26 protein-coding genes are annotated in these 24,717 nt (G+C 73.2%); 15 read left to right on the top strand and 11 right to left on the bottom strand.

Annotation, left to right across the window (positions count from 1 at the left end):
* Positions 1–1,556: WD40 repeat domain-containing protein (locus ABZ321_RS19550; RefSeq protein ID WP_354892960.1), on the top strand; the 1,556-nt coding region annotated here is incomplete at its 5' end.
* Between the two features lie 34 nt (positions 1,557–1,590).
* On the opposite strand, the gene ABZ321_RS19545 is transcribed toward ABZ321_RS19550, so the two are convergent.
* On the bottom strand, positions 1,591–1,923 hold the full coding sequence (locus ABZ321_RS19545) for a DUF952 domain-containing protein (protein ID WP_344502737.1): 333 nt from the start codon (positions 1,921–1,923) through the stop codon (positions 1,591–1,593).
* A 96-nt stretch (positions 1,924–2,019) separates the two neighbouring features.
* On the opposite strand from ABZ321_RS19545, the gene ABZ321_RS19540 reads away from it, so the two are divergent.
* A complete protein-coding gene (locus tag ABZ321_RS19540; protein ID WP_344502738.1) occupies positions 2,020–2,355 on the top strand; it encodes a hypothetical protein in 336 nt (111 codons plus the stop codon).
* Here ABZ321_RS19540 and ABZ321_RS19535 read toward each other — a convergent pair.
* From ABZ321_RS19535 to ABZ321_RS19525, 3 genes are all read right to left on the bottom strand, one after another.
* Positions 2,342–4,108, bottom strand: coding sequence for a thiamine pyrophosphate-dependent enzyme (locus tag ABZ321_RS19535; RefSeq protein WP_344502739.1), 1,767 nt, complete (start codon positions 4,106–4,108; stop codon positions 2,342–2,344). The genes ABZ321_RS19540 and ABZ321_RS19535 overlap by 14 nt on opposite strands.
* On the bottom strand, positions 4,086–4,934 hold the full coding sequence (locus ABZ321_RS19530) for an SDR family NAD(P)-dependent oxidoreductase (protein ID WP_354892955.1): 849 nt from the start codon (positions 4,932–4,934) through the stop codon (positions 4,086–4,088). Before ABZ321_RS19530 ends, ABZ321_RS19535 begins: the two co-directional genes overlap by 23 nt.
* A gap of 77 nt (positions 4,935–5,011) precedes the next feature.
* Positions 5,012–5,917, bottom strand: coding sequence for an FKBP-type peptidyl-prolyl cis-trans isomerase (locus tag ABZ321_RS19525; protein ID WP_354892952.1), 906 nt, complete (start codon positions 5,915–5,917; stop codon positions 5,012–5,014).
* Positions 5,918–6,185: 268 nt separating this feature from the next.
* Between ABZ321_RS19525 and aceB the strand changes: the two genes are divergently transcribed.
* The 5 genes from aceB to ABZ321_RS19500 all read left to right on the top strand — a co-directional run bounded on the left by aceB (position 6,186) and on the right by ABZ321_RS19500 (position 11,979).
* Entirely contained in the window at positions 6,186–7,742 is a 1,557-nt protein-coding gene (aceB, locus tag ABZ321_RS19520) for a malate synthase A (RefSeq protein ID WP_354892949.1), read from the top strand.
* The gene (locus ABZ321_RS19515) at positions 7,739–9,196 is read left to right on the top strand and encodes an FAD-linked oxidase C-terminal domain-containing protein (protein ID WP_344502744.1); all 1,458 of its coding nucleotides are present in this window, start codon (positions 7,739–7,741) and stop codon (positions 9,194–9,196) included. Before aceB ends, ABZ321_RS19515 begins: the two co-directional genes overlap by 4 nt.
* Before the next feature lie 3 nt (positions 9,197–9,199).
* Complete coding sequence (locus ABZ321_RS19510; protein WP_354892946.1) at positions 9,200–10,399, top strand: FAD-binding oxidoreductase; 1,200 nt, start codon at positions 9,200–9,202, stop codon at positions 10,397–10,399.
* Complete coding sequence (locus ABZ321_RS19505; RefSeq protein WP_354892943.1) at positions 10,399–11,667, top strand: heterodisulfide reductase-related iron-sulfur binding cluster; 1,269 nt, start codon at positions 10,399–10,401, stop codon at positions 11,665–11,667. The genes ABZ321_RS19510 and ABZ321_RS19505 overlap by 1 nt, the downstream gene beginning before the upstream one ends.
* A gap of 138 nt (positions 11,668–11,805) precedes the next feature.
* Positions 11,806–11,979 (top strand): hypothetical protein, encoded by a 174-nt coding sequence (locus ABZ321_RS19500; protein ID WP_354892940.1) that lies wholly within the window; start codon positions 11,806–11,808, stop codon positions 11,977–11,979.
* 9 nt (positions 11,980–11,988) lie between these two features.
* Here ABZ321_RS19500 and ABZ321_RS19495 read toward each other — a convergent pair whose 3' ends face one another.
* On the bottom strand, positions 11,989–12,603 hold the full coding sequence (locus ABZ321_RS19495; protein ID WP_344502748.1) for a hypothetical protein: 615 nt from the start codon (positions 12,601–12,603) through the stop codon (positions 11,989–11,991).
* Positions 12,604–12,694: 91 nt separating this feature from the next.
* Here ABZ321_RS19495 and ABZ321_RS19490 point away from each other — a divergent pair, with 91 nt between their 5' ends.
* A complete protein-coding gene (locus ABZ321_RS19490) occupies positions 12,695–14,434 on the top strand; it encodes an ABC transporter ATP-binding protein (RefSeq protein WP_354892937.1) in 1,740 nt (579 codons plus the stop codon).
* Positions 14,435–14,524: 90 nt separating this feature from the next.
* Complete coding sequence (locus tag ABZ321_RS19485) at positions 14,525–15,169, top strand: GntR family transcriptional regulator (protein WP_354892934.1); 645 nt, start codon at positions 14,525–14,527, stop codon at positions 15,167–15,169.
* Positions 15,170–15,336: 167 nt separating this feature from the next.
* On the opposite strand, the gene ABZ321_RS19480 is transcribed toward ABZ321_RS19485, so the two are convergent.
* Together ABZ321_RS19480 and ABZ321_RS19475 are read right to left on the bottom strand one after the other, a co-directional pair.
* Positions 15,337–15,984, bottom strand: coding sequence for a hypothetical protein (locus ABZ321_RS19480; RefSeq protein WP_344502751.1), 648 nt, complete (start codon positions 15,982–15,984; stop codon positions 15,337–15,339).
* A 64-nt stretch (positions 15,985–16,048) separates the two neighbouring features.
* Positions 16,049–17,032 (bottom strand): calcium-binding protein, encoded by a 984-nt coding sequence (locus ABZ321_RS19475; RefSeq protein WP_354892931.1) that lies wholly within the window; start codon positions 17,030–17,032, stop codon positions 16,049–16,051.
* Between the two features lie 253 nt (positions 17,033–17,285).
* Here ABZ321_RS19475 and ABZ321_RS19470 point away from each other — a divergent pair, with 253 nt between their 5' ends.
* From ABZ321_RS19470 to hpxZ, 4 genes are all read left to right on the top strand, one after another.
* Positions 17,286–17,993 (top strand): isochorismatase family cysteine hydrolase, encoded by a 708-nt coding sequence (locus tag ABZ321_RS19470; protein WP_354892928.1) that lies wholly within the window; start codon positions 17,286–17,288, stop codon positions 17,991–17,993.
* The gene (locus ABZ321_RS19465; protein WP_354892925.1) at positions 17,994–18,674 is read left to right on the top strand and encodes a cysteine hydrolase; all 681 of its coding nucleotides are present in this window, start codon (positions 17,994–17,996) and stop codon (positions 18,672–18,674) included.
* A gap of 3 nt (positions 18,675–18,677) precedes the next feature.
* Positions 18,678–20,324 (top strand): regulator, encoded by a 1,647-nt coding sequence (locus tag ABZ321_RS19460; RefSeq protein WP_354892922.1) that lies wholly within the window; start codon positions 18,678–18,680, stop codon positions 20,322–20,324.
* A 91-nt stretch (positions 20,325–20,415) separates the two neighbouring features.
* Positions 20,416–20,799, top strand: coding sequence for an oxalurate catabolism protein HpxZ (gene hpxZ, locus ABZ321_RS19455; protein WP_344502756.1), 384 nt, complete (start codon positions 20,416–20,418; stop codon positions 20,797–20,799).
* Positions 20,800–20,807: 8 nt separating this feature from the next.
* Here hpxZ and ABZ321_RS19450 read toward each other — a convergent pair whose 3' ends face one another.
* The 4 genes from ABZ321_RS19450 to ABZ321_RS19435 form a co-directional block, all read right to left on the bottom strand.
* Positions 20,808–21,374 carry a DUF308 domain-containing protein gene (locus tag ABZ321_RS19450; protein WP_344502757.1) on the bottom strand — a complete coding sequence of 189 codons (567 nt, stop codon included), beginning with the start codon at positions 21,372–21,374 and terminating at the stop codon, positions 20,808–20,810.
* Complete coding sequence (locus ABZ321_RS19445; protein ID WP_344502758.1) at positions 21,374–21,670, bottom strand: chaperone modulator CbpM; 297 nt, start codon at positions 21,668–21,670, stop codon at positions 21,374–21,376. The genes ABZ321_RS19450 and ABZ321_RS19445 overlap by 1 nt, the downstream gene beginning before the upstream one ends.
* Positions 21,667–22,662, bottom strand: a complete 996-nt coding sequence (locus ABZ321_RS19440; protein ID WP_344502759.1) for a DnaJ C-terminal domain-containing protein — start codon at positions 22,660–22,662, stop codon at positions 21,667–21,669. The genes ABZ321_RS19445 and ABZ321_RS19440 overlap by 4 nt, the downstream gene beginning before the upstream one ends.
* A gap of 91 nt (positions 22,663–22,753) precedes the next feature.
* Positions 22,754–23,371, bottom strand: a complete 618-nt coding sequence (locus tag ABZ321_RS19435; protein ID WP_344502760.1) for an Hsp20/alpha crystallin family protein — start codon at positions 23,369–23,371, stop codon at positions 22,754–22,756.
* A 155-nt stretch (positions 23,372–23,526) separates the two neighbouring features.
* On the opposite strand from ABZ321_RS19435, the gene ABZ321_RS19430 reads away from it, so the two are divergent.
* Both ABZ321_RS19430 and ABZ321_RS19425 read left to right on the top strand, forming a co-directional pair.
* Positions 23,527–23,922: a DUF2267 domain-containing protein gene (locus ABZ321_RS19430; RefSeq protein WP_344502761.1), complete on the top strand. Its 396-nt coding sequence runs from the start codon at positions 23,527–23,529 to the stop codon at positions 23,920–23,922.
* Positions 23,923–24,088: 166 nt separating this feature from the next.
* Complete coding sequence (locus ABZ321_RS19425) at positions 24,089–24,688, top strand: hypothetical protein (RefSeq protein ID WP_344502762.1); 600 nt, start codon at positions 24,089–24,091, stop codon at positions 24,686–24,688.
* Positions 24,689–24,717 lie beyond the last annotated feature (29 nt).

The following is a 24,717-nucleotide window of genomic DNA, read 5'->3' as shown; positions in this document are numbered from 1 at the left end:
ACGACGGTGTCCGGGTCTGGAACGCGACGACCGGCGCCGAACACCTCCAGCTCGCCGAGCACACCGGCTCGGTGAACGCGGTGGCGTGGTCGCCGGACAGCACCCGGCTGGCCACCGGCGGCGGCAACGGTGTCCGGGTCTGGAACATGATGACCGGCGTGGAACACCTCCAGCTCGCCAGACACAGCGGCTGGATCCGGTCGGTGGCATGGTCACCGGACGGCACCCGGCTGGCCACCAGCGGCAGCAACGGTGTGCGGATCTGGAACACAGTGACCGGCGCCGAACATCTCCAGTTCGCCGGACACACCGACTCGGGGAGCGAGGTGGCGTGGTCTTCAGACGGCACCCACCTGGCCATTGCGAAGAAGTACAGCGTGCGGGTCTGGGACACCATGACCGGCGCCGAACACCTCCTGCTCGCCAGACACACCGACTCAGTGAACGCGGTGGCGTGGTCCCCAGATGACACCCGCCTGGCCACCGGCAGCGGCAGTAACGTGCTGATCTGCGACGCGGTAACCGGCGCCGAACACCTCCAGCTCGCCGGACACACCAACTCGGTAGACGCGGTGGCGTGGTCTGCGGATGGCACCCGCCTGGCCACCGGCGGCGACAACGGAGTGCAGGTCTGGAACACCACGACCGGCGAACCCCTCCAACTCGCCGGACACACCGACTGGATCCAGTCCGTGGCCTGGTCACCGGACGGCACCCGCCTGGCCACCGGCGGCAGCGGTGTGCAGGTCTGGAACACCACGACCGGCGAACCCCTCCAGCTCGCCGGACACACCGACTGGATCCGGTCGGTGACCTGGTCACCGGACAGCACCCGCCTGGCCACCGGCGGCGACAACGGAGTGCAGGTCTGGAACACCACGACCGGCGAACCCCTCCAACTCGCCGGACACACCGACTGGATCCGGTCGGTGACCTGGTCACCGGACAGCACCCGCCTGGCCACCGGCGGCGACAACGGAGTGCGGGTGTGGAACACCATGACCGGCGAACCCCTCCGACTCGCCGGACACACCAGTTCAGTGAACGCAGTGACCTGGTCGCCGGACGGCACCCGCCTCACCACCGGCAGCGGCCGTAACGTGCTGATCTTTGACGCGGTGACCGGTGCCGAACACCTCCGCCTCGCCGGTCACACCAGCTCAGTGAACGCGGTGGCGTGGTCGCCGGACGGCACCCGCCTGGCCACCGGTGGCAACGACGGCGTGCGGGTCTGGAACGCGGTGACCGGCGAAGCGCAGCTGCACATCTCCGGGCACACCGACTGGGTCCGGTCGGTGGCCTGGTCACCGGACGGTGCTCACCTGGCCAGCGGCGGCGATGACACCACCGTTCGGATCTGGGATGCGACGACCGGTCAGGCCGACCGGTTCGTCGTCCACGGATTCGACGGCAGCGAGATGGCGGTCTTCGACGCGGTGTCCGGGGATCTCGTCGGCGCGAGTTCCGGGGCGTGGCGGTGGATCTTCTGGGGGCCCGACGGGCTGCCGGCCGAGACGTTCGGGGCGCTTCCGCCGCTCCCCACGTCGCACAGCTGAGCTACGCGGGGTCGCGGTTTGCGGCGGGCGGCGGTCAGGCGGGGATGACGTCGTCGACGGAGGCGGCGCCGGCGATGCGGTGGACGGCGGCGACGGCGGCGCGGGGAAGGGGGGCGTAGACGTGCGGGAACAGGCCGCCGTTGGCGGAGGTCTCCCAGCGCAGCCACATGCCCATGGTCTGCGCGTCGATGGCGACGACGACGAGGTCGGGCACGTCGGCGAAGTAGCGCTGGGCCGTGCCGGCCACCTGGTCGCGGGACGAGCAGTGGATGTAGCCGTCGCGCAGGTCCAGGGGCGAGCCGTCGAAACGGCCGTTCGCCTCGAACGCCGCCCACTCGGCGGGCAGCAGGATCTTATAGATCAGCACGGGCACACAATGCCACGGGTGAGAGGTTCCTTCACCTGTCCCAGGTGAACGTGTGTGAGCGACGAGTCACCCGTTTGCGACCTAGCGTCCGCGATTATGAGAACTCGGACATGGGTGTGCGTCGCCGGCGCCGCCATCGCGGTGGGCTCGTTGAGCGCCGCGCAGGCTCGAAGACCTGACCCGCCGATGGTTCACACGGCGCAGATGACCGGGCAGCAGACCGCCGAGCAGCCGGATTCCATGGTGTACCTGCTGACCGGCACCGGCCTGGTCGCGATCGGCGGCGTGGTGCTCGTCGGCGGTGTCTCCGGGCTCGGCGGCCTCGACATCCCGGGCGGCATCACGATGACCGTCGGCCGGACCAGGCTGTGGGCGAGGTCGGTGCGGGTCCGCGGAAGGCACCGGATCCGCCGGAGGATCACAGGCGGGTGATCCGGTCCTTCAGCAGCGTGGTGGCGATCGCGGCCTTGCGCGGCTGGCCGCGGACGAACGCCTCCGCGAACTTCGCCGCCTGCTGGTAGGTGACGCTGGCCGGCATCGGGGGCTCGTCGGCGTCGACCGCGACGTCGACGAGCGCCGGCCCGTCGAAGGCGAACGCCTCGCCGAGGACGTTCTCCAGGGCGATCGGGTCCGTGACGCGGGCCGCGTACGCGCCGCAGCCGCGCGCCCAGCCGACGTAGTCGGCCAGCGGGTCGTCGCCGTACCGGACGCCGAACTCGGGGAAGCCGTTGACCATCTGCTCCCAGACGATCATGCCGAGGGCGCTGTTGTCGTTGATGACGACCTTGATCGGCAGCTTGTAGCGGGCCGCGGTGTGGAACTCGGCCATGAGCATCGCGAAGCCGCCGTCGCCGACGAACGCGATGACCTGCCGGTTCGGGTACTCGTGCTGCAACGCGATCGCGTACGGCAGGCCCGGCGCCATCGACGCGAGGGTGCCGGAGAGGTAGAACTCGCGGCCGCCGGTGGCCTGCCAGTGCCGGGCCGCCCACGTGGTGACGGTGCCGGAGTCGCAGGCGAGGATCGCGTCGGGCGCGGCGACCCGGTCGAGCGTGCTGGCCAGGAACTGCGGCGCGATGGGGTCCCGGTCCGCCCGCTCGGTGGCGGCCATGCGCTCCCGCCAGTCGCGCATCTTCTCCTGGTACCGCAGCAGCCAACGCCTGTCGGTGCGCCGCCGCAGCCGGGGCAGCAGGGCCTCGCAGGTGGCCGCGGCGTCGCCGACGAGCGGCACGTCGGTGGGGATGCGGGTGCCGACCCGCGCGGGCTCGACGTCGATCTGCACGACGTGCGCCTGGCCTGGCGCCGGGAGGAACTTCGTGTACGGGAAGTTCGTGCCCACCATCAGCAGCGCGTCGCACTCCTGCATCAGGTCCTCGCTGGGCGCGGTGCCGAGCAGGCCGAGCCCGCCGAGCGCGAAGGGCGAGTCGTCGGGCACGACCATCTTGCCCAGCAGCGACTTCACGATCGGCGCGCCGAGCACGTCGGCGACCAGCTCGACGAGGGGTCCGGCGCCGCGGGCGCCGATGCCGGCCAGGATCGCCGGCTTCGAGGCGTTGTTGAGCAGGTCCGCGGCGGCCTGGAGGTCGTCGTCGGCGGGGCGCACCGGCGGCGCGACCAGCACGGGCGCGGTCGCCGGCGCGCGGGTCGGCCCGACGGTCTCGAACGGGTTGTCGCCGGCGGTCGCGACCTGCACGTCGTTCGGGACCGTGAGGTGCGCGACGCCGCGCCGGGCGAGGGCGGTGCGGACGGCGATGTCGACCAGCGACGGCACCTGCGCCGGGTTGCCGATCGTCTCGTTGTACTCCGCCACGTCCTCGAAGAGCCGGTCGAGGTGGACCTCCTGCTGGTACGCGGTGCCGATCACGCTGGACTCCTGCATCCCGGTGATCGCCAGGACGGGGGCGTGGTCGAGCTTCGCGTCGTAGAGGCCGTTGGCGAGGTGGATGCCGCCGGGCCCGGAGGTGGCGAGGCAGACGCCGAGCCGGCCGGTGGCCTTGGCGTGCGCGACCGCCATGAACGCGGCGGCCTCCTCGTGGTGCACGAGCACGAACCTGACCCGGTCGGCGTTGCGCCGCAGGCCCTCCATGATTCCGTTGACGCCGTCGCCGGGCAGGCCGAACACCGTGTCGACCCCCCAGTCGGCCAGCCTGGCGATCAGTGCCTCACCGACAGTCGCTCTGCTCATGCGTTTGTGCTTTGCCGGTGGCGGCGGAACCAAACATCGCCCTGAGCCGGCGGCGCACCTCGGGGTCGTAGGCGTCGGGGTGCGCGCGGGCGGGCCGGTCGCCGTCGAAGAACCCGCCGGTGCCCCGCTCGTGCAGGATCAGCCGCAGGGTCGCCTCGCCGCCCTCCTGGACCGTCGACCTGGGCGCGGCACCATAATCGTGGACCATCTGGGTGTCCATGAACGTCGCCGGGTGCAGGCAGTTGACGGACACCTCGCCGCCGGCCAGGCGTCCCTCCAGTTCGCCGGCAAGGTCGTCGGCAAGGTCCAGGCTCCACGCCGCCAGCGCGAGTTTCGACCTCCGGTAGGCGGTGACGCCGTCGTACGAGCGGCGCAGCTCCACGTCGTCGAAGTCGATCGGCGCCTGGCCGATGGATCCGACGTTGACGACCTTGGCGGGCGCGTTGGCGGTGAGCGTGGGCAGCAGCGCCGTGGTGAGGCGGACGGGGGCGAGGAAGTTGACGGCCCAGCGCAGCTCGTGCCCGTCGGCGCTCTCCTCGCGGGCGCCGCCGGGCGGGCCGAACCCGACGCCGGCGTTGTTGACCAGGATCGTCAGGTCGTCGCGGCCGGCGACCACCGCGGCGAGCCGGTCCACCTCGGCCAGGCTCGCGAGGTCGGCGACGAGGCCTTCGGCGGTGCCGCCGGCCGCGCGGACCTCCGCCACACCGCGCGCGACCTTGTCCGGGTCGCGGCCGTGCAGCAGGACGGTCAGGCCGGCCGCACCGAGCCGCGGCGCCAGCCACCGCCCGAGGCCCGAGGTGGCGCCGGTGAGCAGGACAGCTGTCATCTTCCGACCGTATACACGGCGAGGCCCCACCGGCCTGCTGCCGGTGGGGCCTCGCTTGCGTCGTGCGGGGCCGGTGCTCAGCCGCCGAAGCCCGCGGGCAGGCCGCCGCTGTCGTCCGCGTCCTTCGCGTCGAGGATGTCGACGATGAAGCGGAGCGTGCCCTTGGGGTAGCCCTCGGGGGCGTCGTCGCCGTAGGCCTTGCTGCCGGGGATGTCGAGCTGGACGCGGCTGCCGACCTTCAGGCCGACGAGGCCCTCGTCCCAGCCCTCGATGACCTGGGGCTGCTTGCGGAGCTGCTTCTGCCCGACCGGGATCTCGATCGTCTTCTTCCGCGGCCAGGACGCGTCGAAGACCTTGCCGTCCTTCATGGTCGCGCCGACGTAGTTGACCGTGACGGTCTGGCCGGCCTTGACCGCCTTGCAGTCGCCCTTGATGAGGACCTTGGTCTTGAGGGACGTGATCTCTTCGGTGCTGGCGGTGATCTTCGGCTCGGTCGCCAGGCCCTTGTCCATGCCGCCGAGCAGCGGCGGGAACGCGTTGGCGTCGCCGACCGGCTTGCACTTGATCCGGTTCTTCTCGGCCCGGTCGCCGAAGTACCAGACGCCGGCGAACGCGCCGCCGACGACCAGCAGGACGATCATCGTGCCGGCAATCGCCTGCCCGGCACGACGGCGGCGGGCGACCTTCGCGGCGGCGATGCGCGCGGCGGCGCGCTTCTCCGCCTTCGTCGCCGGCGCGACGGTCTTCGCGTTCTTCGCCTTAGCCGACTTGTCGGACTTATCCGATTTGTCGGACTCGTCGTCGTCGGCGGTCGCGTCCGGGTCGTCGCCGTCCGCGGCGGCGTCCGGGTCACCGGCTGCGGCGTCCGAGGCGTCGGCCGGGTCACCGTCCTCGTCGGCGGTGTCGTCGCCGGCACCGTCGGCCGCCTCGGCGTCCGCGTCCGGGTCGTCCTTCTTGCCCAACGACACGGTCTCCTCGGCCACGCCCTCGGCCTCGGTCGGCTCAGTGTTCGTCGTGTCGCTTTCCGCGTCCGCGGTGGGCTCGACCTCGGTGTCCGGTGCCGCCTGTGGCGGAGTGGCCTTGGTCGACCTCGCAGTGCGGCGGCTTCTGCCCCGATCGCTCACAGTTGGAAGACTCCCCTGCTGGACGGACCCGATAATCCGGCGGACCTGAGTTTTGTTCGCCAGAGCTTCCCATATCACACGCGCCGCGACACGCCCCGGGTGGCAGCGCAGCCGATAGGGTCATGTCATGGGCACTGTTCAGGGCGTCGAGATTACCGGACCGTTCGACGACCGATTCGCCGAGATCCTGACCGAGGAAGCTCAGAGTTTCCTGGCAGATCTGCACAGGACGTTCGACGCCCGGCGGCTGGAGCTGCTCCAGGCTCGCAAGGAGCGCGAGGCGGAGCTCGCCGCCGGCGGGACGCTCGGCTTCCTGCCCGAGACGCGCGAGATCCGGGAGGGCGACTGGCAGGTGGCCGAGCCGGCGCCGGGCCTGGTCGACCGGCGGGTCGAGATCACCGGGCCGACGGACGCGAAGATGACCATCAACGCGCTCAACTCGGGCGCGAAGGTGTGGCTCGCCGACCACGAGGACGCCAACACGCCGCTGTGGGCCAACGTCATCGGCGGCCAGCTGAACCTGCGCGACGCGAATGCCGGCACCCTCTCGTACACCTCCGGCGAAAAACACTACGAGCTCACCGGCGGACCGCGCCCCACCGTCGTGGTCCGCCCGCGCGGGTGGCACCTGCCGGAGAAGCACATCCTGGTCGACGGCGCGCCGACGTCCGGTTCGCTGACCGACTTCGGGCTCTACTTCTTCCACAACCACCTCGTCACCCGGCCGTACTTCTACCTGCCGAAGATGGAGTCGCATCTGGAGGCCAGGTTGTGGAACGAGGTGTTCGCGTTCGCGGAGGAGCGGTTCGGCCGCCCCACCGGCACGATCCGGGCCACCGTGCTGATCGAGACGTTCCCCGCCGCGTTCGAGATGGACGAGATCCTGTACGAGCTGCGCGAGCGCTCGGCGGGCCTCAACGCCGGCCGGTGGGACTTCATGTTCAGCGTCATCAAGAAGTTCCGGACGCGCGGCAAGGACTTCCTGCTGCCGGACCGCAACACGGTGACGATGACCGTGCCGTTCATGCGGGCCTACACGGAGCTGCTCGTGCGGACGTGCCACCGGCGGGGCGCGCACGCGATCGGCGGCATGGCGGCGTTCATCCCGAGCCGGCGCGACCCCGAGATCAACAAGGTGGCGTTCGAGAAAGTTACCGCCGACAAGACCCGCGAGGCCGGCGACGGGTTCGACGGATCCTGGGTCGCGCACCCCGACCTCGTCGAGACGTGCCGGACCGTGTTCGACGGCGTGCTCGGCGACCGGCCCAACCAGCTCGACCGGCTCCGCGAGGACGTGACCGTGACCGCGGAGGACCTTCTCGCCGTCGGTGACACGCCCGGGCAGCAGACCGAGGCGGGGCTGCGCAACGCGGTGAGCGTCGGCGTGCAGTACCTCGACGCGTGGCTCAAGGGCAGCGGCGCCGTCGCGATCAACAACATGATGGAGGACGCGGCGACCGCGGAGATCTCCCGGTCGCAGGTCTGGCAGTGGCTGCACAACGGTGTCACCCTCGCAGACACGGGTGCGCTCGTGACGCGGGAGCTGGTCGAGCGGATCGCCGACGAGGAGCTGGCCGCGCTCGGCCGGGACCTGCGGGAGGCGCGGGCGCTGTTCATGGAGGTGGCTGTGGCGGACGAGTTCATCGACTTCCTGACCTTGCCGGCGTACGACCGCATGCCATGACCATTGAAGGGCTGGTGGCGCGGTTGCGGGAATTCCTGCTGCCGGAGCAGGTGCTCACCGACCGCCAGCAGCTGCGCACGTACGAGTGCGACGGGCTGACCCACTACCGGGTGGTGCCCGCGGTCGTCGTGCTGCCGCGGACGGCCCAGGAGTGCGCCGACACGGTCCGGGCGTGCGTGGCCGCCGGGGTGCCGTTCGTCGCCCGCGGCTCCGGGACCGGCCTGTCCGGCGGGGCACTGCCGCACGCCGACGGCGCGCTCATCGTCACCTCGCAGCTTCGCGCGATCCGCGAGGTCGCCCCGCAGGACGAGCGGGCGGTGGTCGAGCCCGGCGTGATCAACCTGCAGGTCAGCCGCGCCGCGTCCCCGCACGGCTACTACTACGCGCCCGACCCGTCCAGCCAGCAGATCTGCTCGATCGGCGGCAACGTCGCGGAGAACTCCGGCGGCGCGCACTGCCTCAAGTACGGCTTCACCACCAACCACGTCACCGGCGTCGAGATCGTCACCCCCGACGGGGACCTGGTCCGGCTCGGCGGGCGGGCACCCGACGCACCCGGCTACGACCTGCTCGGCGCGTTCGTCGGCTCCGAAGGCACCCTCGGCATCGCCACCGAGGTCACCGTGCGCCTCGTCCGGCTCCCGGAGACGGTCCGGACCCTCCTCGCCGCCTTCCCCGGCACCGACCAGGCCGGCGCCGCCACGTCGGCGATCATCGCGGCCGGGGTCGTGCCGGCGGCGATCGAGATGATGGACGCCCTGGCGATCGAGGCCGCGGAGGCGGCCGTGCACTGCGGCTACCCGGGCGGCGCCGGCGCGGTGCTCATCGTCGAGCTGGACGGGCCGCGGGCCGAGGTCGACGCCCAGTTCGCCGCGGTCGAGGCGTTCTGCCGGGAGCACGGCGCGTTCGAGATCCGCATCGCCGCCGACGACGCCGAGCGGGCCCTGTTCTGGAAGGGCCGCAAGTCGGCGTTCGCCGCCGTCGGCCGGATCAGCCCCGACTACATCGTCCAGGACGGCGTCATCCCCCGCACCGCGCTGCCGCAGGTGCTGACCCGCATCGGCGAGCTGGCCCGCGACCACGGCGTCCGGGTCGCCAACGTCTTCCACGCCGGCGACGGCAACCTGCACCCGCTCGTCCTCTTCGACGAGACCGTCCCGGGGCAGGCGGAGCGGGCCGAGGCGGTGTCGGGCGCCATCCTCGACATCTGCGTCGAGCACGGCGGGTCGATCACCGGCGAGCACGGCGTCGGCGTCGACAAGGCCAAGCACCTGCCCAGCATGTACAGCGCCGACGACCTCGACACGATGCAGCTGGTGCGGTGCGCGTTCGACCCGCACGGGCTGTCGAACCCGGGCAAGATCTTCCCGACGCCCCGCCTGTGCGGCGAGGTACCGGGACGGCGCAAGGGCACCCATCCGCAGCATCAGCCAGGCATCGCGGAGGTCTTCTAGGTCATGATCGCTGGAGCTTCACCCGTCCCGGCGGCGCGGATCGCGGGCGTGCCGGCCGCCGCCGTCGCCTCGCCCGCGTCGACCGCTGAGGTCGCCGACGTGGTCCGCGGCGCCGCCGGCGACGACCTCGCGCTCGTCGTGCGCGGCGGCGGCACCAGGCAGGACTGGGCGCTGCCGCCGCAGCGGCTCGACCTGATCCTGGAGACGTCCAACCTGTGCGGGCTCGTCGAGCACGCCGCCGGCGATCTCGTCGCCGTCGTCCGCGCCGGCACGCCGCTGCGGCAGGTCCAGGAGGCACTGCGCCCCGCCGGGCAGCAGCTCGCGCTGGACGAGCCGCTGCCGGGCGCCACCGTCGGCGGCACCGTCGCGGTCAACGCGTCCGGCCCGCGGCGCATGCTGTACGGCACCGTCCGGGACCTGCTCATCGGCGTCACCGTCGTCCGCGCCGACGGGGTCGTGGCGAAGGCCGGTGGCAAGGTCGTCAAGAACGTCGCCGGATACGACCTCGGCAAGCTGGTCGCGGGGTCGTACGGCACCCTCGGCGTCATCACCGAGTGCGCCTTCCGGCTGCACCCGCTGCCCGCCGCCCGCCGGTTCGTGTCGGTCCGCGTGGACGGCCCGGACGACGCCGCGCGGGTCCTCGCGGCGGTCCTCGGCGCCCAGGTCGTGCCGAGCGCCCTGGAGGTCGACACCGACCCGCTGACGGTGACGGCGCTCGTGGAAGGCGTGCCCGAGGGGGTCGCCCAGCGCGCGGCCGACCTGGAGAAGCTGCTCGGCGACGGCGCCGGCACGGCCGAGACCCCGCCGCCCGGCTGGGGCACCTACCCGTGGCGGCCGGGGGACATCGGCATCAAGCTCACGTCGGCGCTGTCGCGGGTGCCGTACCTGCTGACCGCCGTCGGCGTCACCGCGCAGCTGCACGACGTCAGGCTGCACGTGCGCGGCTCGGCCGGCACCGGCGTCCTCTACGCGGGCCTGCCCGGCGACACCGACCCGGGCTCCGTCGTCGGCGTCGTCAGCGACCTGCGCGCCGCCACCCGCGCCGGCGCCGGCCACTGCGTGGTGCTCACCTCCCCGCCGGCGGTCCGGTCCCGCGTCGACGTGTGGGGGCACGTCGACGGCCTCGACCTGATGCGCCGGGTGAAGGAGCAGTTCGACCCGCTCGGCATCCTCGCTCCCGGCCGGTTCGTGGGGGGCATCTGATGGTGCTCGAAGGACCTTTCGTCGACCCCGGGCTCGTCTCGGACTGCGTGCACTGCGGGTTCTGCCTGCCGACCTGCCCGACGTACGTGCTGTGGGGCGAGGAGATGGACTCCCCGCGCGGCCGCATCCAGCTGATGCGCCAGCGCCTCGAGGGCGAGCCGCTGACCCCGTCCGCCGCCGGCCACTTCGACGCGTGCCTCGGCTGCATGGCATGCGTGACCGCGTGCCCGTCCGGCGTCCGGTACGACACCCTGATCGAGCAGACCCGCGTCTCGGTGGAGCGGGAGCATCCCCGGCCGTTGCCGGAACGGGCGCTGCGGGGGCTGGTGTTCGGCCTGTTCCCCCACCCGCGACGGCTGGCGCTCGTGAAGCGGCCGCTCGGGCTGTACCAGCGGCTCGGCTCCCCGCTGCTGTCCCGGCTGCCGGGCCGGCTGGCGGCCCTGGCCGCGCTCGCTCCGCCGGTCCGCCGATCCGTGCCCCTGCCCGCGCTGGTGCCGGCCCTGGGCCCGCGCCGCGCCGTGGTCGGGATGCTCACCGGCTGCGTGCAGCGCGAGTTCTTCCCGTCCGTGAACGCCGCGACCGCCCGCGTCCTGGCCGCCGAGGGCTGCGACGTGGTGATCCCGCCGTCGCAGGGCTGCTGCGGCGCCCTCAGCGTCCACAGCGGCCGCCACGCCGAGGCCACGGACTTCGCCCGGGGCATCGTGGACACGTTCGCCTCGGCGGGCATCGACGCCCTGGTCGTGAACGCCGCCGGCTGCGGCTCGTCGCTGAAGTCCCTCGGCGAGCTGCTCGCCGACGACCCCGCGTACGCTCCCCGCGCGGCCGCGCTCGCCGCCCGCGTCACCGACTTCTCCGAGCTGCTCGCCGACCTCGGCCCGGCCGCCCCGCGCCACCCGCTCCCGCTGACCGTCGCCTACCACGACGCCTGCCACCTCGCCCACGCCCAGGGCGTCCGCTCCCAGCCGCGGACCCTCCTGCGCGGCATCCCGGGCCTCGACCTGCGCGAGATCCCCGACGCCGAGATCTGCTGCGGCTCCGCCGGCGTCTACAACATCCTGAATCCCGCCCCGGCGGCCGACCTGGCCGCGCTGAAGGCCCGCAACGTCCTGTCCACCGGCGCCGCCTGGCTCGTCACCGCCAACCCCGGCTGCCTCATGCAGATCACCGCCGGCCTCCGCACCACCGGCGCCACCATCCGCACCGCCCACACCGCCCAGGTCCTCGACGCCTCCATCCGCGGCGTCCGCCTCAACCCCGACCCCGCGTAACGGGACGGGCAGCGCGGCACGGCGGCGATCGCGGCCGCTGCGCTCGTTCATGCCGGTCGGCCCCGGACCATGGACCCGCCCGGCGTCGGGTAGGCGACGGGGCCGAGCCTGGTGACTCGGCCCCGCGTGGATGCCGGTATGACGACGAACCTCGTGGACTGTCCCGAGTGCGGGCTCCCGGCCACCGTGCGCGGCGACGGGCCGGCGCGGAGCACCGGCGGGCCGGTCGAGCACATCCGGCTGCACTGCGTGCTCGGTCACCGCTTCTTCGGGCCGGTCACCACCCTGCGGCGCCCGCCCGGGGCCGCGTAGCGGGGCCGGTCAGTTCGGGCGCAGGGGGCGGCCCTGGCCGTCGACCGGGCGGCCGGTCAGCAGGATGATGCCGTCGACCACGAACCAGACCCACAGGCCGAAGACGATCAGGAACGGCAGCCAGAAGAGGAAGCCGCACCAGAACGACGTCCAGCCGACGACGACGCTCAGCACCAGCTGGGTCACGCCGAGGGCGGTGTTGCCCGCGTACAGCCGGCCGATGCCGCCGAGGATGAGGAACAGGCCCGGCAGGAGCTGGAGCAGGCCGGCGGCGAGCTTCGACTTGTCGGAGTACGGCTGGCCGGTCGCCGGGTCGTAGCCCGCGTTGGCCGCGCCGGGGACGCCGTAGCCGGGCTGGCCGTAGGCCGCCTGCTGACCGTACGCCGCCTGCTGCTGACCGTACGGGTCGTAGCCGCCGGACGTGGGGGCGCCGGAGACCGGCAGCTGGTAGGTCGGCGAGTACGGCGGGCTGGAGCCCGGCGGCGACGAGGACGGCGGGCCCGACATCGGCTGCTGTCCGGCCGGCAGCGCGTACGGGTCGGAGGGCTGCTGCCCGTACTGGGGCTGCTGGCCATACGGGTTGGGCTGATATGGGTCCTGCTGCCCGTAAGGTGGCTGCGTCATGGGAGCAGGTTACCGCCACCGGCCGAAGGGACATGACCCTGTGAGCATGGTGACGTTGAGCCGCCCCCGTGTCATGCGATCGGATTGACGCATGGACTTCGACGGCCGCAGGCCGCTGCGCACCACCGTCCGCCTGCTGGCCCACCGGAAGTGGCGCATCGCGCTGGCCACCGTCGCGTTCGCGGTGAAGGACAGCCCGATCTGGTTGCTGCCGCTGCTCACGGCGAACATCATCGACGTGGTCGTGGAGCACCGGCCGCTCGCGCAGCTGTGGCTCAACGCGGTCGTGCTCGCCGTGGTCCTGCTGCAGAACATCCCCGTCCACATGCTGTGGGTCCGGCAGATGAGCCTGATCGTGCGGGACCTCGGCACGGACCTGCGCTCGGCGCTCGCCGGGCGGTTGCAGCAGCTGTCGATCAGCTTCCACACGAAGGCGGGCGCGAGCCTGCTGCAGACGAAGGTCGTCCGCGACGTGGAGAACGTCGAGATGATGCTGCAGCAGGTGGCGGCGTCGGGGACGTCGGCGGTGCTGACCCTGGCCGGGGCGCTGAGCCTGACCGCGGTCCGGGTCCCGCAGTTCGTGCCGCTGTTCCTGCTGGTGGTGCCGGCGACCGCGGGGCTGGTCGCGATGGTGCGGCGGCGGTCCGGGGCCCGCAACGAGGAGTTCCGCCGCCGGGTCGAGGACCTCTCGGCCCGCGTCGACGAGATGGCGCACCTCATGCCGATCACGCGCGCGCACGCCCTGGAGACCGAGGCGCTGCACCGGGTCCGCGGGACCGTCGAGGAGGTGCGCGCGGCCGGCCGCCGGCTCGACCTGGTCAACGGGCGCTTCGGCGCGCTGTCGTGGGTGACGTACCAGCTGCTGGGCGCGGCCTGCCTGATCGCGGCGGGATGGGCGGCGTGGAGCGGGTTCGCGCCGGTCAGCGCCGGCGACGTGGTGCTGCTCAGCACGTACTTCGCGGTGCTGACGTCGTCGGTCATCGGGCTCTTCGGGCTGGCCCCGATCATCACCAAGGGGCTCGAGTCGATCCGGTCGATCGGCGAGGTGCTCGCCGCGCCCGACCTGGAGCGCAACGAGGGCAAGCAGGTCGTCACGACGGTCGCGGGCGCCGTGACGTTGCAGGGCGTCGGCTACCGGTACACCGACGGCGCGGACCCGGCGGTGAGCGGCGTCGACCTCGACGTGCGGCCGGGAGAGACGATCGCGTTCGTGGGCCCGTCCGGGTCCGGCAAGTCGACGATGCTCAACCTGCTGATCGGGTTCATCCGGCCGACCGAGGGCCGGATCCTGCTCGACGGCGTCGACATGGAGCGCATCGACCTGCGTAGCTACCGCCGCAGCGTCTCGGTGGTGCCGCAGGAGTCGGTGCTGTTCGACGGCACGATCCGCGACAACGTCACGTATGGGCTGCGCGGCATGACGGAGGAGACGGTGACGCGGGCGCTGCGGGACGCGAACGCCCTGGAGTTCGTGGAGCGGCTCCCCCACGGCTGGGACACCGTCGTCGGCGAGCGCGGCGCGCTGCTGTCCGGCGGCCAGCGGCAGCGGCTCGCGATCGCCCGGGCGCTGGTCCGGGACCCGCGGGTGCTCCTGCTGGACGAGGCGACCTCGGCGCTGGACAGCGAGTCCGAGGCGCTCGTGCAGGAGGCGCTGACCCGGCTCATGCGGGGGCGGACGACGTTCGTCGTCGCGCACCGGCTCGCCACGGTCCGCAACGCCGACCGGGTCGCGGTCCTGTCCGGCGGCCGGCTCGCCGAGCTCGGCACCCACGACGAGCTCCTCGCGGCCGGCGGCACGTACGCGAGGCTGCACCGCCTCCAGCATGTGTAGCCACGCGCGAGCATCGTGGACGGGCGCGTGGACAGCCGCCCGCGAGCGGCGCGTGTGAGCGTCCCTCCCGGGGTCTGCGACACTGGGCAGGTGAAACCCGGTGCGTCTGACGAGCTGGCCAGCGCGAGCCTGGTCGAGCTCGCCATGTCACGGCTGCGCCGGGAGATCCTCAGCGGCGCCACCGACCCCGGCGAGCGGCTCGTGGAGGAGCAGCTGACCCGCAGGTTCGGCATCAGCCGCGCCCCGTTGCGGGAGGCGCTGCGCCTGCTCGCGCAGCAGGGCCTCGTGGAGCACGTGCCGCGGCGCGGGGTTCGGGTCGCCACGCTCTCCGCCGACGACATCCAGGAGTTGTACGCGGTCCGCGACGTCCTCGAGCGCCACGCCGTCTCCGCCACCGCATCCGACGCGGACCTCGCCGGTGTCGCCGCCGCGGTGAAGGCGCTGCAGGAGGCCGACGCCCGCGGCGACCAGTTCGACGTGGCGACCGCCCACCGGGAGTTCCACGTCGCGGTCGTCGCCCTCGCCGGCAACCGCCAGCTGACCCAGGTCTACGAGTCGATCCTGGTGAAGATCCAGCTGTACATGGCGCTGAACCTGCGCCGCGAGGCCGAGGTCGCCCGCCCGCACGACGGCGTCCACCGCCACGAGCGGCTCTTCGAGGCCGTGTCGGCCCGCGACTCGGCCGCCGTGCTCGCGGCGCTGGACGAGCACGGCGCCCGCTCGTACATCGGCTGACGACGCTGGACGCGAGGCGGTCGGCCCCGCAGGCGCCGGCGGCCGGTTGGGCGGCACCTCGGGCAGCGTCGCGGCGAACGCCTCGCGGGCGTGGTGCGGGAGCAGCCAGCCGCCGTCCATGCTGACCCGCACGCCCGCCGAGGCGCCCGGCGTGCCGCGGGCGGGGGTCAGCCGCTCGGCGAGGTCCAGCCGGAGTGCGAAGGCACCGGTGGCGGCGCGGCGGACGGCACGGGCACGGGCTCCGCGGCGGGCTGGACGGTGGCCCAGGCCGCCGACGGCGCGGCGGTGGCGGGGACGGTCCAGCCCGCGGGCATCGGGTACTCCGGCAGCGGCTGCGCCGCGAGGGCCGCGACGAACGCGGGGTGCGGGCGCCGCGGCTCCAGCCACAGGCCGTCGCGGCTGACCCGGACGCCGGCCACGGCTACGCGGGTACCGCGGGCGACGACGATGAGCCCGGCACCCATGCAGGCCACCGTGACGGCGATGGCGGCGAGCGCGGCCGTGCCGTGGACCCGCTCGCTCAGGTACAGGGCGGCGACGAGGCCGGCGACGATCGTGGCGGCGCCGGCGGCGATCCGGGCGGCGCGGCGCAGGCCGCAGCGGTGGCACGACGGCCAGGCCGGCGCGAGCGCCTCCTTGCGCAGCGGCCTGAGCAGGATCCGGTAGAGCAGGCGGCCGGCGAGCACCGCCAGGGGCCACGCCCACAGGGGCAGCGGCGACAGGAACACCATCGGCCGCATGCTGGTGGCGGGCCGCCCGTGGCGCGGGCAGATCGGCGGCACGAACGCGCCGGCGGGGATGCGGACGGGCGGCATGGCAGGCTCCGGGGGCCGAGGGGTCGGCGGGATTCTGCCACGCCGCGCGCCGTCCGGGAACCCGTCAGGGCAGCGGGGCGAGGATGGAACAGCTGCTGGTGGTGGCGCCGTCGGCGCCCGGGTAGCAGATGTCGGAGTCGGCGCCGCCGTTGAGGCTGTCGAACCCGGCGTCGCCGTACAGGGTGTCGTTGCCGGTGCCGCCGTTGATGGTGTCGGCGCCCTGCCGGCCGCGGAGGATGTCGGGGCCGCCGCCGCCGTTGATGACGTCGTCGCCGGAGTAGGTGGTGCACGGCGGCGGCGCCTGGATCGCGGTGGGCACGAGCAGCCCGCCGCCGGACGGGAAGGGCTGGCACGGCGTGGTGTACCAGCCGCCGTCGATGACGTTGGCGTTGCCGTCGCCCGTGAGGGTGTCCGCGGCGCCGCCGCCGGTGAGGTTCTCGATCTCCTGGTACACGTCGGCCTCGCCGGTCAGCGGGTCGCCGCCGTGCGCCGGGCTCACCAGGGTCGCGGTGATCTTCGCGGTCCGGCCCTGGAACGTGACGGTGTCCGAGCCGGTGCCGCCGTTGATCCAGTCGTCGCCGGGGCCGGAGTGGATGACGTCGTCGCCCGGTCCGCCGGACGCGTCGCCGGCCGCGGCGGGCGTGGCGTGGCCGCCCATCTTGATGACGTCGTTCCCGTCGCCGCCGGAGGCGTGCACGTTGGACGTGGTGCGGTTGTCGATGACGTCGTCGAGGTCGGAGGTCTTGATGTCCAGGAAGGTCGCCGCATGCACACAGTGGACGGTGGTCTGGGTGGCGTACGGATAGCTGCAGGTGCTGCCGTCAGGCGTGCTGAACGTGATCGGGTAGACGTCGGTGAAGGCGACGACACCGGGCGACGGGTTGCTGACGGTGAGCCGGTTGGCCTGGTTGAGCGCCGCCTCGTAGTGCATCTCACCGCTCATGGTGAGGGTAGCGACCAGTGGTTCCGCGTGGGCGGGACCCACGGCGGCGACGGTGAAGCCGACACCGAGGATCACCGCGAGTCCGAGCCGGGACAGTCGTCTCATCGCGGCAGGGTCGCAGTGACGGCGATCACATACGAGCAACTGTCGGGTACCGGCCTCCGGACATCGACGCGTTACACGGGCCGCGGTTCGGCGTAACAGAACTGTCGACAATCGACAGCATGCCCGCACTCGACGGGCCGCCGAGGAGCCGACCGCGGCGCACGGGTTCCTGTGCGAGGCCTCCGCGGCCGGCACCGCGCGGGACATCACCGCCAGCGGGGGCCTTTCGGGCACACCGTCACTTGGAGGGGCAATGACTGCAAGCATCGGCCCGGTCGTCGAGGCCCGGCCCTACGCCTGGCCGTACGACGGCTCGGTCCCGGTCGAACGCACGGCGCTGCTGTGCATCGACTGGCAGACGGACTTCTGCGGACCGGGCGGCTACGTCGACAGCATGGGCTACGACATCGGCCTGACCCGGGCGGGCCTGCCGGCGACCGCGAAGCTGCTCGACCACGTGCGCGGGCTCGGCATGCTGGTCGTGCACACCCGGGAGGGCCACGACCCGGACCTGTCGGACCTGCCGCCCAACAAGCGCTGGCGGTCCGCGCGGATCGGCGCGGAGATCGGCGCCGCCGGCCCGTGCGGGCGGATCCTCGTCAAGGGGGAGCCGGGCTGGCAGATCGTGCCGGAGGTCGCGCCGGCGCCCGGCGAGGTCGTCGTCGACAAGCCCGGCAAGGGCGCGTTCTACGCCACCAACCTGGACCTGGTGCTGCGCACGCGCGGCATCACCCACCTCATCCTCACCGGCATCACGACCGACGTGTGCGTGCACACCACGATGCGCGAGGCGAACGACCGCGGCTACGAGTGCCTCATCCTGTCGGACTGCACCGGCGCGACCGACCCGGCCAACCACGCCGCGGCGCTGCACATGGTCACCATGCAGGGCGGCGTCTTCGGCTGCGTGGCCACCTCCACCGACGTCATCGCGGCGACCGTGTCCGGCACGGTGGTCTGAATGGCCACGGTGGACGCCTCGCCCGGGCCCTTCACCTTCGACCCGGCGAGCACCGCGCTCCTCGTCATCGACATGCAGCGCGACTTCATGGAGCCCGGTGGCTTCGGCGAGACCCTCGGCAACGACGTCGCCCAGCTGCGCCGCGTCATCGAGCCGACGGCTGCGCTGCTCGCGGCCTGCCGGGCGCTGGGCCTCACGGTCATCCACACCCGCGAGGGGCATCTGCCGGACCTGTCGGACTGCCCGCCGGCGAAGCTCAACCGGGGCGAGCCCAGCATGCGCATCGGCGCGCCCGGGCCGATGGGCCGCATCCTGATCCGCGGCGAGCACGGCCACGACATCATCGACGAGCTGGCCCCGGCCGCCGACGAGCTGGTCATCGACAAGCCCGGCAAGGGCGCCTTCTACAACACGTCCCTCGGCGACGTCCTCGCCGCGCGCGGGATCCGCAGCCTGGTCGTCACCGGCGTGACCACCGAGGTCTGCGTGCACACCACCGTCCGGGAGGCCAACGACCGCGGCTACGAGTGCCTCGTGCTGTCGGACTGCGTCGGCTCCTACTTCCCGGAGTTCCAGGAGGCGGGCCTGCGGATGATCGCCGCGCAGGGCGGCATCTTCGGCTGGGTCGCGCCCTCATCCTCGTTCATCGCCGCACTGCAACCCTCTCCGCAGAGGACGTGAGACATGACCACTCCCGCTTCGCTCAAGGTCCCGTGGTGGGTCCGCGGTGACACCAACGCGTTCTTCGGCTTCGGCGTCAACGTGCTCGTGAACGTGCTGACCCTGACGTCACTGTGCCTGTTCGTGGTGAAGCTCAGCGAGCGCGACGTCTTCCACGCGATCCTGCCGGCGCTCGGCATCGCGCTCGTCGCCGGCAACGTCTACTACACGTTCCTGGCCCGGCGCCTGGCCCGCAAGGAGAACCGCACCGACGTCACCGCCCTGCCCTACGGGCCGAGCGTGCCGCACATGTTCATCGTCATCTTCGTCATCATGCTGCCGGTCTACCTGAAGACCGACAACCCGACGCTGGCCTGGAAGGCCGGTCTGGCCTGGGCCTTCATCATCGGGGTCATCGTCATCATCGGCGCGTTCGTCGGGCCGTACATCCGCAGGTACGCGCCGCGGGCGGCGTTGCTGGGCACCCTCGCCGGCATCTCCATCACGTTCATCTCGATGCTGCCCGCCGCCCGGATGTGGGACCTCGCGTGGGTGGCGCTGCCGGTGTTCGCGCTGCTGCTCATCGGCCTGCTCACCGACACGAGGCTGCCGGGCAACTTCCCGATCGGGCTCGCCGCGCTGCTCGTGGGCACCGCGATCGGCTGGGCCGGCGGCGCGATGGACGGCAACGCGGTCAGCGCCGCCGTCGACGACATCGGCTTCGCCCTGCCCGGCCTGCACCTGGACCTGCTCACCTCCGGCCTGTCCGACGTGGCGCCGCTGCTCGCGACCGCGATCCCCCTCGGCGTCTACAACTTCACCGAGGGAATGTCCAACGTGGAGAGCGCCGCGGCCGCCGGCGACAACTACAACCTGCGCAGCGTCCTGCTCGCCGACGGCGCCGGGGCGCTGATCGGCGCGGCGCTCGGCTCACCGTTCCCCCCGGCCGTGTACGTCGGGCACCCCGGCTGGAAGAAGGCCGGCGGCGGCAGCGGCTACTCGATGGCGACCGGCGTCGTCATCGCGATCCTGTGCTTCCTGGGCCTGTTCGGCTTCCTCGGCGCCATCTTCCCGCTGCCGGCGATCGTGCCGATCCTGCTCTACATCGGACTGCTGATCGGCGCGCAGGCCTTCCAGTTCTCCCCCAAGGCGCACGCCGCGGCGGTCATCGCGGCGCTGATCCCCAACATCGCCCAGTGGGCCACCAGCCAGATCGACAACTCCCTGGCGGCCGCGGGCACCACCGCCGCCAAGGTCGGCGACGCCGCGCTCGCCGGCAACGGCGTCGTCTACAGCGGCCTGCTCACCCTCGGCCAGGGCGCGATCCTCGCCGGCCTCGTGTTCGGCTCGATCGTCGCGTTCATCATCGACAAACGCTTCATCCACGCGGGAATCTTCGCCCTCTCGGGCGCGGCGCTGGCCTTCGTCGGCCTGATCCACGGCGAGAAGGTCGCCTGGAACGCCAACGGGCAGGTCGCGCTCGGCTACCTCTTCATCGCGGTGGTGTGCGGCCTGTTCGCCCTGAGCCGCCCCGAACCCCGGCCGAAGGACGCCGACGAGCTCGAGCTGGACCGCCTACACGGCGAAGCCCCACCGGCTCCCGCTCCGGCGGCCTCTGCCCCCGCCGCCGCACCACCGGCCTCCGCCCCCGCCGCCGCTCCGGCGGCGTAGCCCTCCCCGACTGCGCGGTGGTCCCCCGTCCTCCCTGGGGACCACCGCGCGACCAGCACCGTGCAAGCCAGTCGCGTCAGAAGGGACACCCGTGCGGATCAACAGGGACGACATCGTCGCCGAGGTGGAGGCGGCGTTCGTGGCGTACGAGAAGGCGCTCGTCGCCAACGACGCCACCGCCCTCGCCGAGGCGTTCTGGGACTCCCCGGCCGTGGTCCGCTTCGGCGTCGCGGACCACCAGACCGGCGCCCGCGAGCTCCGCGACTGGCGGTCCGCGCAGCGGCCGCTCCCGCCGGGCCGCCGGCTGTTCGGCACCAGGATCACCACGTTCGGCACCGACCTGGCCACCGTCACCACGATGTTCGACTACCCCGGCACCGACGACCGTCCCGGACGGCAGTCCCAGACCTGGGTCCGCCTCCCGGAGGGCTGGCGCATCGTCCACGCCCACGTCTCCCATCCGCGCGGCGACTGAGCGGCCTTTCAGGCGGCCGACAGCCGTCCCCGCCCCTGATGCGACAGCTGGTACGCGGCGACGAGGAGCAGCACGCCGCTGGCGATCGCGTACACCCCGATCGCCCACGCGATCGCGACCGCGCCCGCCTCGGGCCGCACCACCACGAACAGCCCGGCCACCACCGAGATCGCGCCCACCAGCGCCAGGGTCCAGCCGCCGTGCTGGCGGGCGGCGAGCCACAGGTCGGCGACGCCGGTCACGATCGCCCAGGCGCCGACGATGACGGCCAGCACCACCCCGGTGATGCCCGGCCACACGATGGCGAGGACCCCGACGACGAGCCCGAACAGCCCGGCGACCGCCCGCGCCAGCCGCGGCCCGTTGCCGTCGGCGAAGCCGGTGACCGGGTTCGTGGCGCCCGCGGAGGGGCGCATGGCGTGGACGAGCTGCTCGATGCCGGTCGCGATCGTGAAGATGCCGAACAGCACCGCGAGCGCGATCACCGTCACCCCGGGCCAGATGATCGCGACGATGCCGAACACGACGGCGAGGACGCCTCGCACACCGAGCAGCCACGCTTCTCTTCTGAGCATCATGCCCTCCTTGCGAGTCGGTCTTCGAGTTCGTCGATCCGGTCGAGCAGGTCCAGCACCACGCCGACGGCGGCGTAGTTGAGCGTCAGGTCGTCGTGCAGCCGGCGGATGCGGGCGACGGTGGCCAGCTCCCGGACGGCGAAGCCGGGTGCGCCGTCCGGGAACGTCGTGACCTCCACCAGCCCGAGCGTGACCAGCCGCGCCACGAGCTCGGGGTGCAGCCCGGCCGCCGCGGCGAAGTCGGGCAGGGTCAGTTCGTCGGGAAGCCGCGCCGCCCGCACCAGTGGAAACGTCATGCCGGGCTCCGGGGGTCGGTCGTGGACGCCGCGGCGAGCTCCGCGTACAGGCGCCGCTCGCGCTCGGACAGGTCCGGCGGGACGACGATGCGGACCTTGGCGTACAGGTCGCCGGCGGCGCCGCGCGGGTTGGGCAGGCCGAGCTCGGGCAGGCGCAGCCGCCGGCCCGACGACGAGCCGGGCGGCACGTCCAGGCGCACCGGACCGGCCGGGGTCTGCACCCGCACGGGTGCGCCGAGCGCCGCCTCCCACGGCGCCACCGGCAGCTCGACCAGGATGTCGCGGCCACGGACCCGGTACCGGGGATGCGGCGACAGACGGACGACGAGGTAGAGGTCCCCGTCCGGCGCGCCACCGGTGCCCGGCCAGCCCTGACCGGCGAGCCGGACGCGCTGCCGGTCGGCGACGCCCGCCGGAATGTCCACTGTGTACTGCCGGGGCCGTCCCGTCGGTCCGGGCAGCGTGATCGTGCGCCGGCCGCCGTGGTACGCGTCCTCGACGGAGACGGCGAGCTCGGCCTGGTTGTCCGCGCCGGCCCGCCCCTGGGAACCCTTCCCGTCCCGGGAAGCGTTCCCGTCCTGGGAGCCGGACCGGTCCCGTGCGCCGGCCTGGTTCGCGGGGCCGGTGGGGTCGCCGGGAGCCGCCTGGTCCCGGGGGCCCGGCTGGTTGTACGGGGGCTGGCGGCGCTGCGGTCCGGGGGCCTGCCGTCCGGGGGCGGCCGCCGGGCCGGGACCGCCCCGCTGGAACAGGCTGCCGAGCCAGTCGTCGGCGGCCGCCTGGGTCGCGTCGTAGTCGCGGCGGCGGCGCGGGTCGGACAGCACCCGGTACGCCTCGGCGATCCTCTTGAAGCGCTCCTCCGCGCCGGGTTCGCGGCTCACGTCAGGGTGGTGCAGGCGGGCGAGGGTCCGGTACGCGCGCCGGACCTCCTCCCGGCGGGCGTTCCTCGGCACGCCGAGGTCTGCGTAGTAGTCGCGGGTGTCAACCGTCGTCATCGGTACCCCCAACTCGTGCGCCGACCGCGTCGACCGGCGAGCGGCCCCGCGAGGGGCGGCATCGCCGTGTCGCGCGCCTGGACCCGGCCGCTCAGGTCATGCCGCTGCGACCGACCTGGCCCGTGCTGCCGGTGCCGGTGCTTCCGGCCTGCTGGCTCGCCGGCCGTGGACGGGACTGGCCCTCACGCATCTGCTTCGCCTGCGCCGCGGGCGTGTCGGCGGGGTCGGTCTGCGGCGGCCGCCCGGCCCGCGCCTGCTGCTGCCCGGCGCCCGTGCCCTGCGGGCCGGTGCCGGTGGCCCGCTGCTCCAGGCCGGGCCGGGCCGCCGACGACTGGACGGTGATGCGGCGGGGCTGCTCGCCGCGCGCCTTGGGCGCCACGATCGTGAGCACGCCGCTGTCGAGGTTCGCCTCGACCCGGTCGCCGTCGATGTCGCCCGGCAGCGCGACGAGGAACTCGAACTCGCCCTCCTGCCGCGCGTGATGGTGCATCGTGCCGGTGCGGGTCCGGGCACGGTAGCTGCCGGCCACCCGGATCTCGTTGTCCCGCAGGTCGATCCGCACGTCGGCGGCGTCGACGTCGGGCAGGTCCAGGTCGACCCGGTAGGTGTCGGTGGTCTCCTCGATGTCGACCGGCACGCCACCGATGCGCGGCATCGCCGCCGCCGGGAACGGGAACGCCCGGCCGGGTCGGGTCACCAGGAATGCCATCAGTAGGTCTCCCAACGGTGAGGGGATGTACGCGGCCATGCTGGGCGCGCGCCGGGTGACCCCGTCCCACCTCCGGCGGATGAGCGGACGTGTTAGGCCCGTTCGCTCCCTGCTGGTGATGGTGCTTCACCTGCGGGCTGGGGAGCGTTCCTCGCATGTATGAAGACGTGTTCATCACGGAGGTCCGCGAGAAGACCGGCCTTGCCACCGCCGAGGAGACCCGGCGCGCGGTCCGGGGTGTACTGCACGCCCTCGCCACGCGCCTGCCCGACGGCTGGGTGCACCACCTCGCGGCGGAGCTGCCACCGACGCTCGCGGAACCCCTGTGGTCCTATCAGCACCTGTACGACCAGGAGGTCCACGTGGACTTCCTGGCCGACGTCGCCGCCCGTGCGGCCGTGCCACCGGCCCTCGCCGAGCCCCTGGCCCGCGCGGTCTTCGCCGTCATCGCGAGCGCCGGCGACCCGGCCCTGCTGCGCCGCGTGTACGCCCCGCTGACCAGCGACATCCTCGCGCTCACCGCGTCCGACCGCTCCCTCCTGCCCGTCTGATCCGGGCCCGGAGGCGGCACCCACAAGGACCCCGTCCGAACCCGGGCGGGGTCCCCGCAACCCGGCCGGCGCCGCCGGGACGGGGTGGGACGCGACCGCGCTGCCGCAGCGCCCCCCTCACGGCTGACGCCGGCTCGCATCGACGGCTGCGGGTATCGTCGCTCGGATGGCTGCCGTGTGCGGGATCGACGACTGTGGCGTGCTGGCGATCGGGAGGTGCCGGGACTGCGGCAACGCGTTCTGCATGTCGCACCAGGGGCGCAACCCTGCCTCCGGCGACGGCTACGCCGCGCTGTGCGAGCCGTGCGCCGCCCGCCGCCACGCCGCCACCGCCTCGAACCGTGACGTCGCCCCCGTGCAGCGCCTCGGCGACGAGCAGCGCTGGGTCATGTCGGGCCAGGCCGTCCGCGACCTGACCGCGAAGGGTGTGCCGGCGCTGCCGGTGATCGAGCAGCGCCGCCGCGCCGTGAAGCTCCGCTTCGGCGGCGAGCGCGTCGAGATCGACGAGATCGAGGTCGGCACGCTGTGGGTCCTCGGCAGGTTCGAGTGGACGCAGCCGGTCGACGGCGTCGCCGAGACCCGGGAGCGCACCACCGGCCTGCTCGCCGAGCCCCGCGGCGGCTACCCGGTCGCCGCGTTCCGCCAGGCGGTCGCCCGCTGCCGCGTCACCGAGCTCGGCGCCACCCTGGTCCGCGACGGGGGCGCCGAGCTGGAGGCCCGCGCCGTCCCCCTGCTCGCCCAGGCCGCCCGCCGCCTCCTGCGCTGAACCGCGCCGGACAAGGCCCGCCGCGCTGA

The sequence above is a fragment of the Dactylosporangium sp. NPDC006015 genome, assembly GCF_040614215.1.
Lineage (GTDB): Bacteria > Actinomycetota > Actinomycetes > Mycobacteriales > Micromonosporaceae > Dactylosporangium > Dactylosporangium maewongense.
The sequence above is the reverse complement of the archived record's forward strand: the minus strand, read 5'-3'. Positions and strand labels throughout refer to the sequence as shown.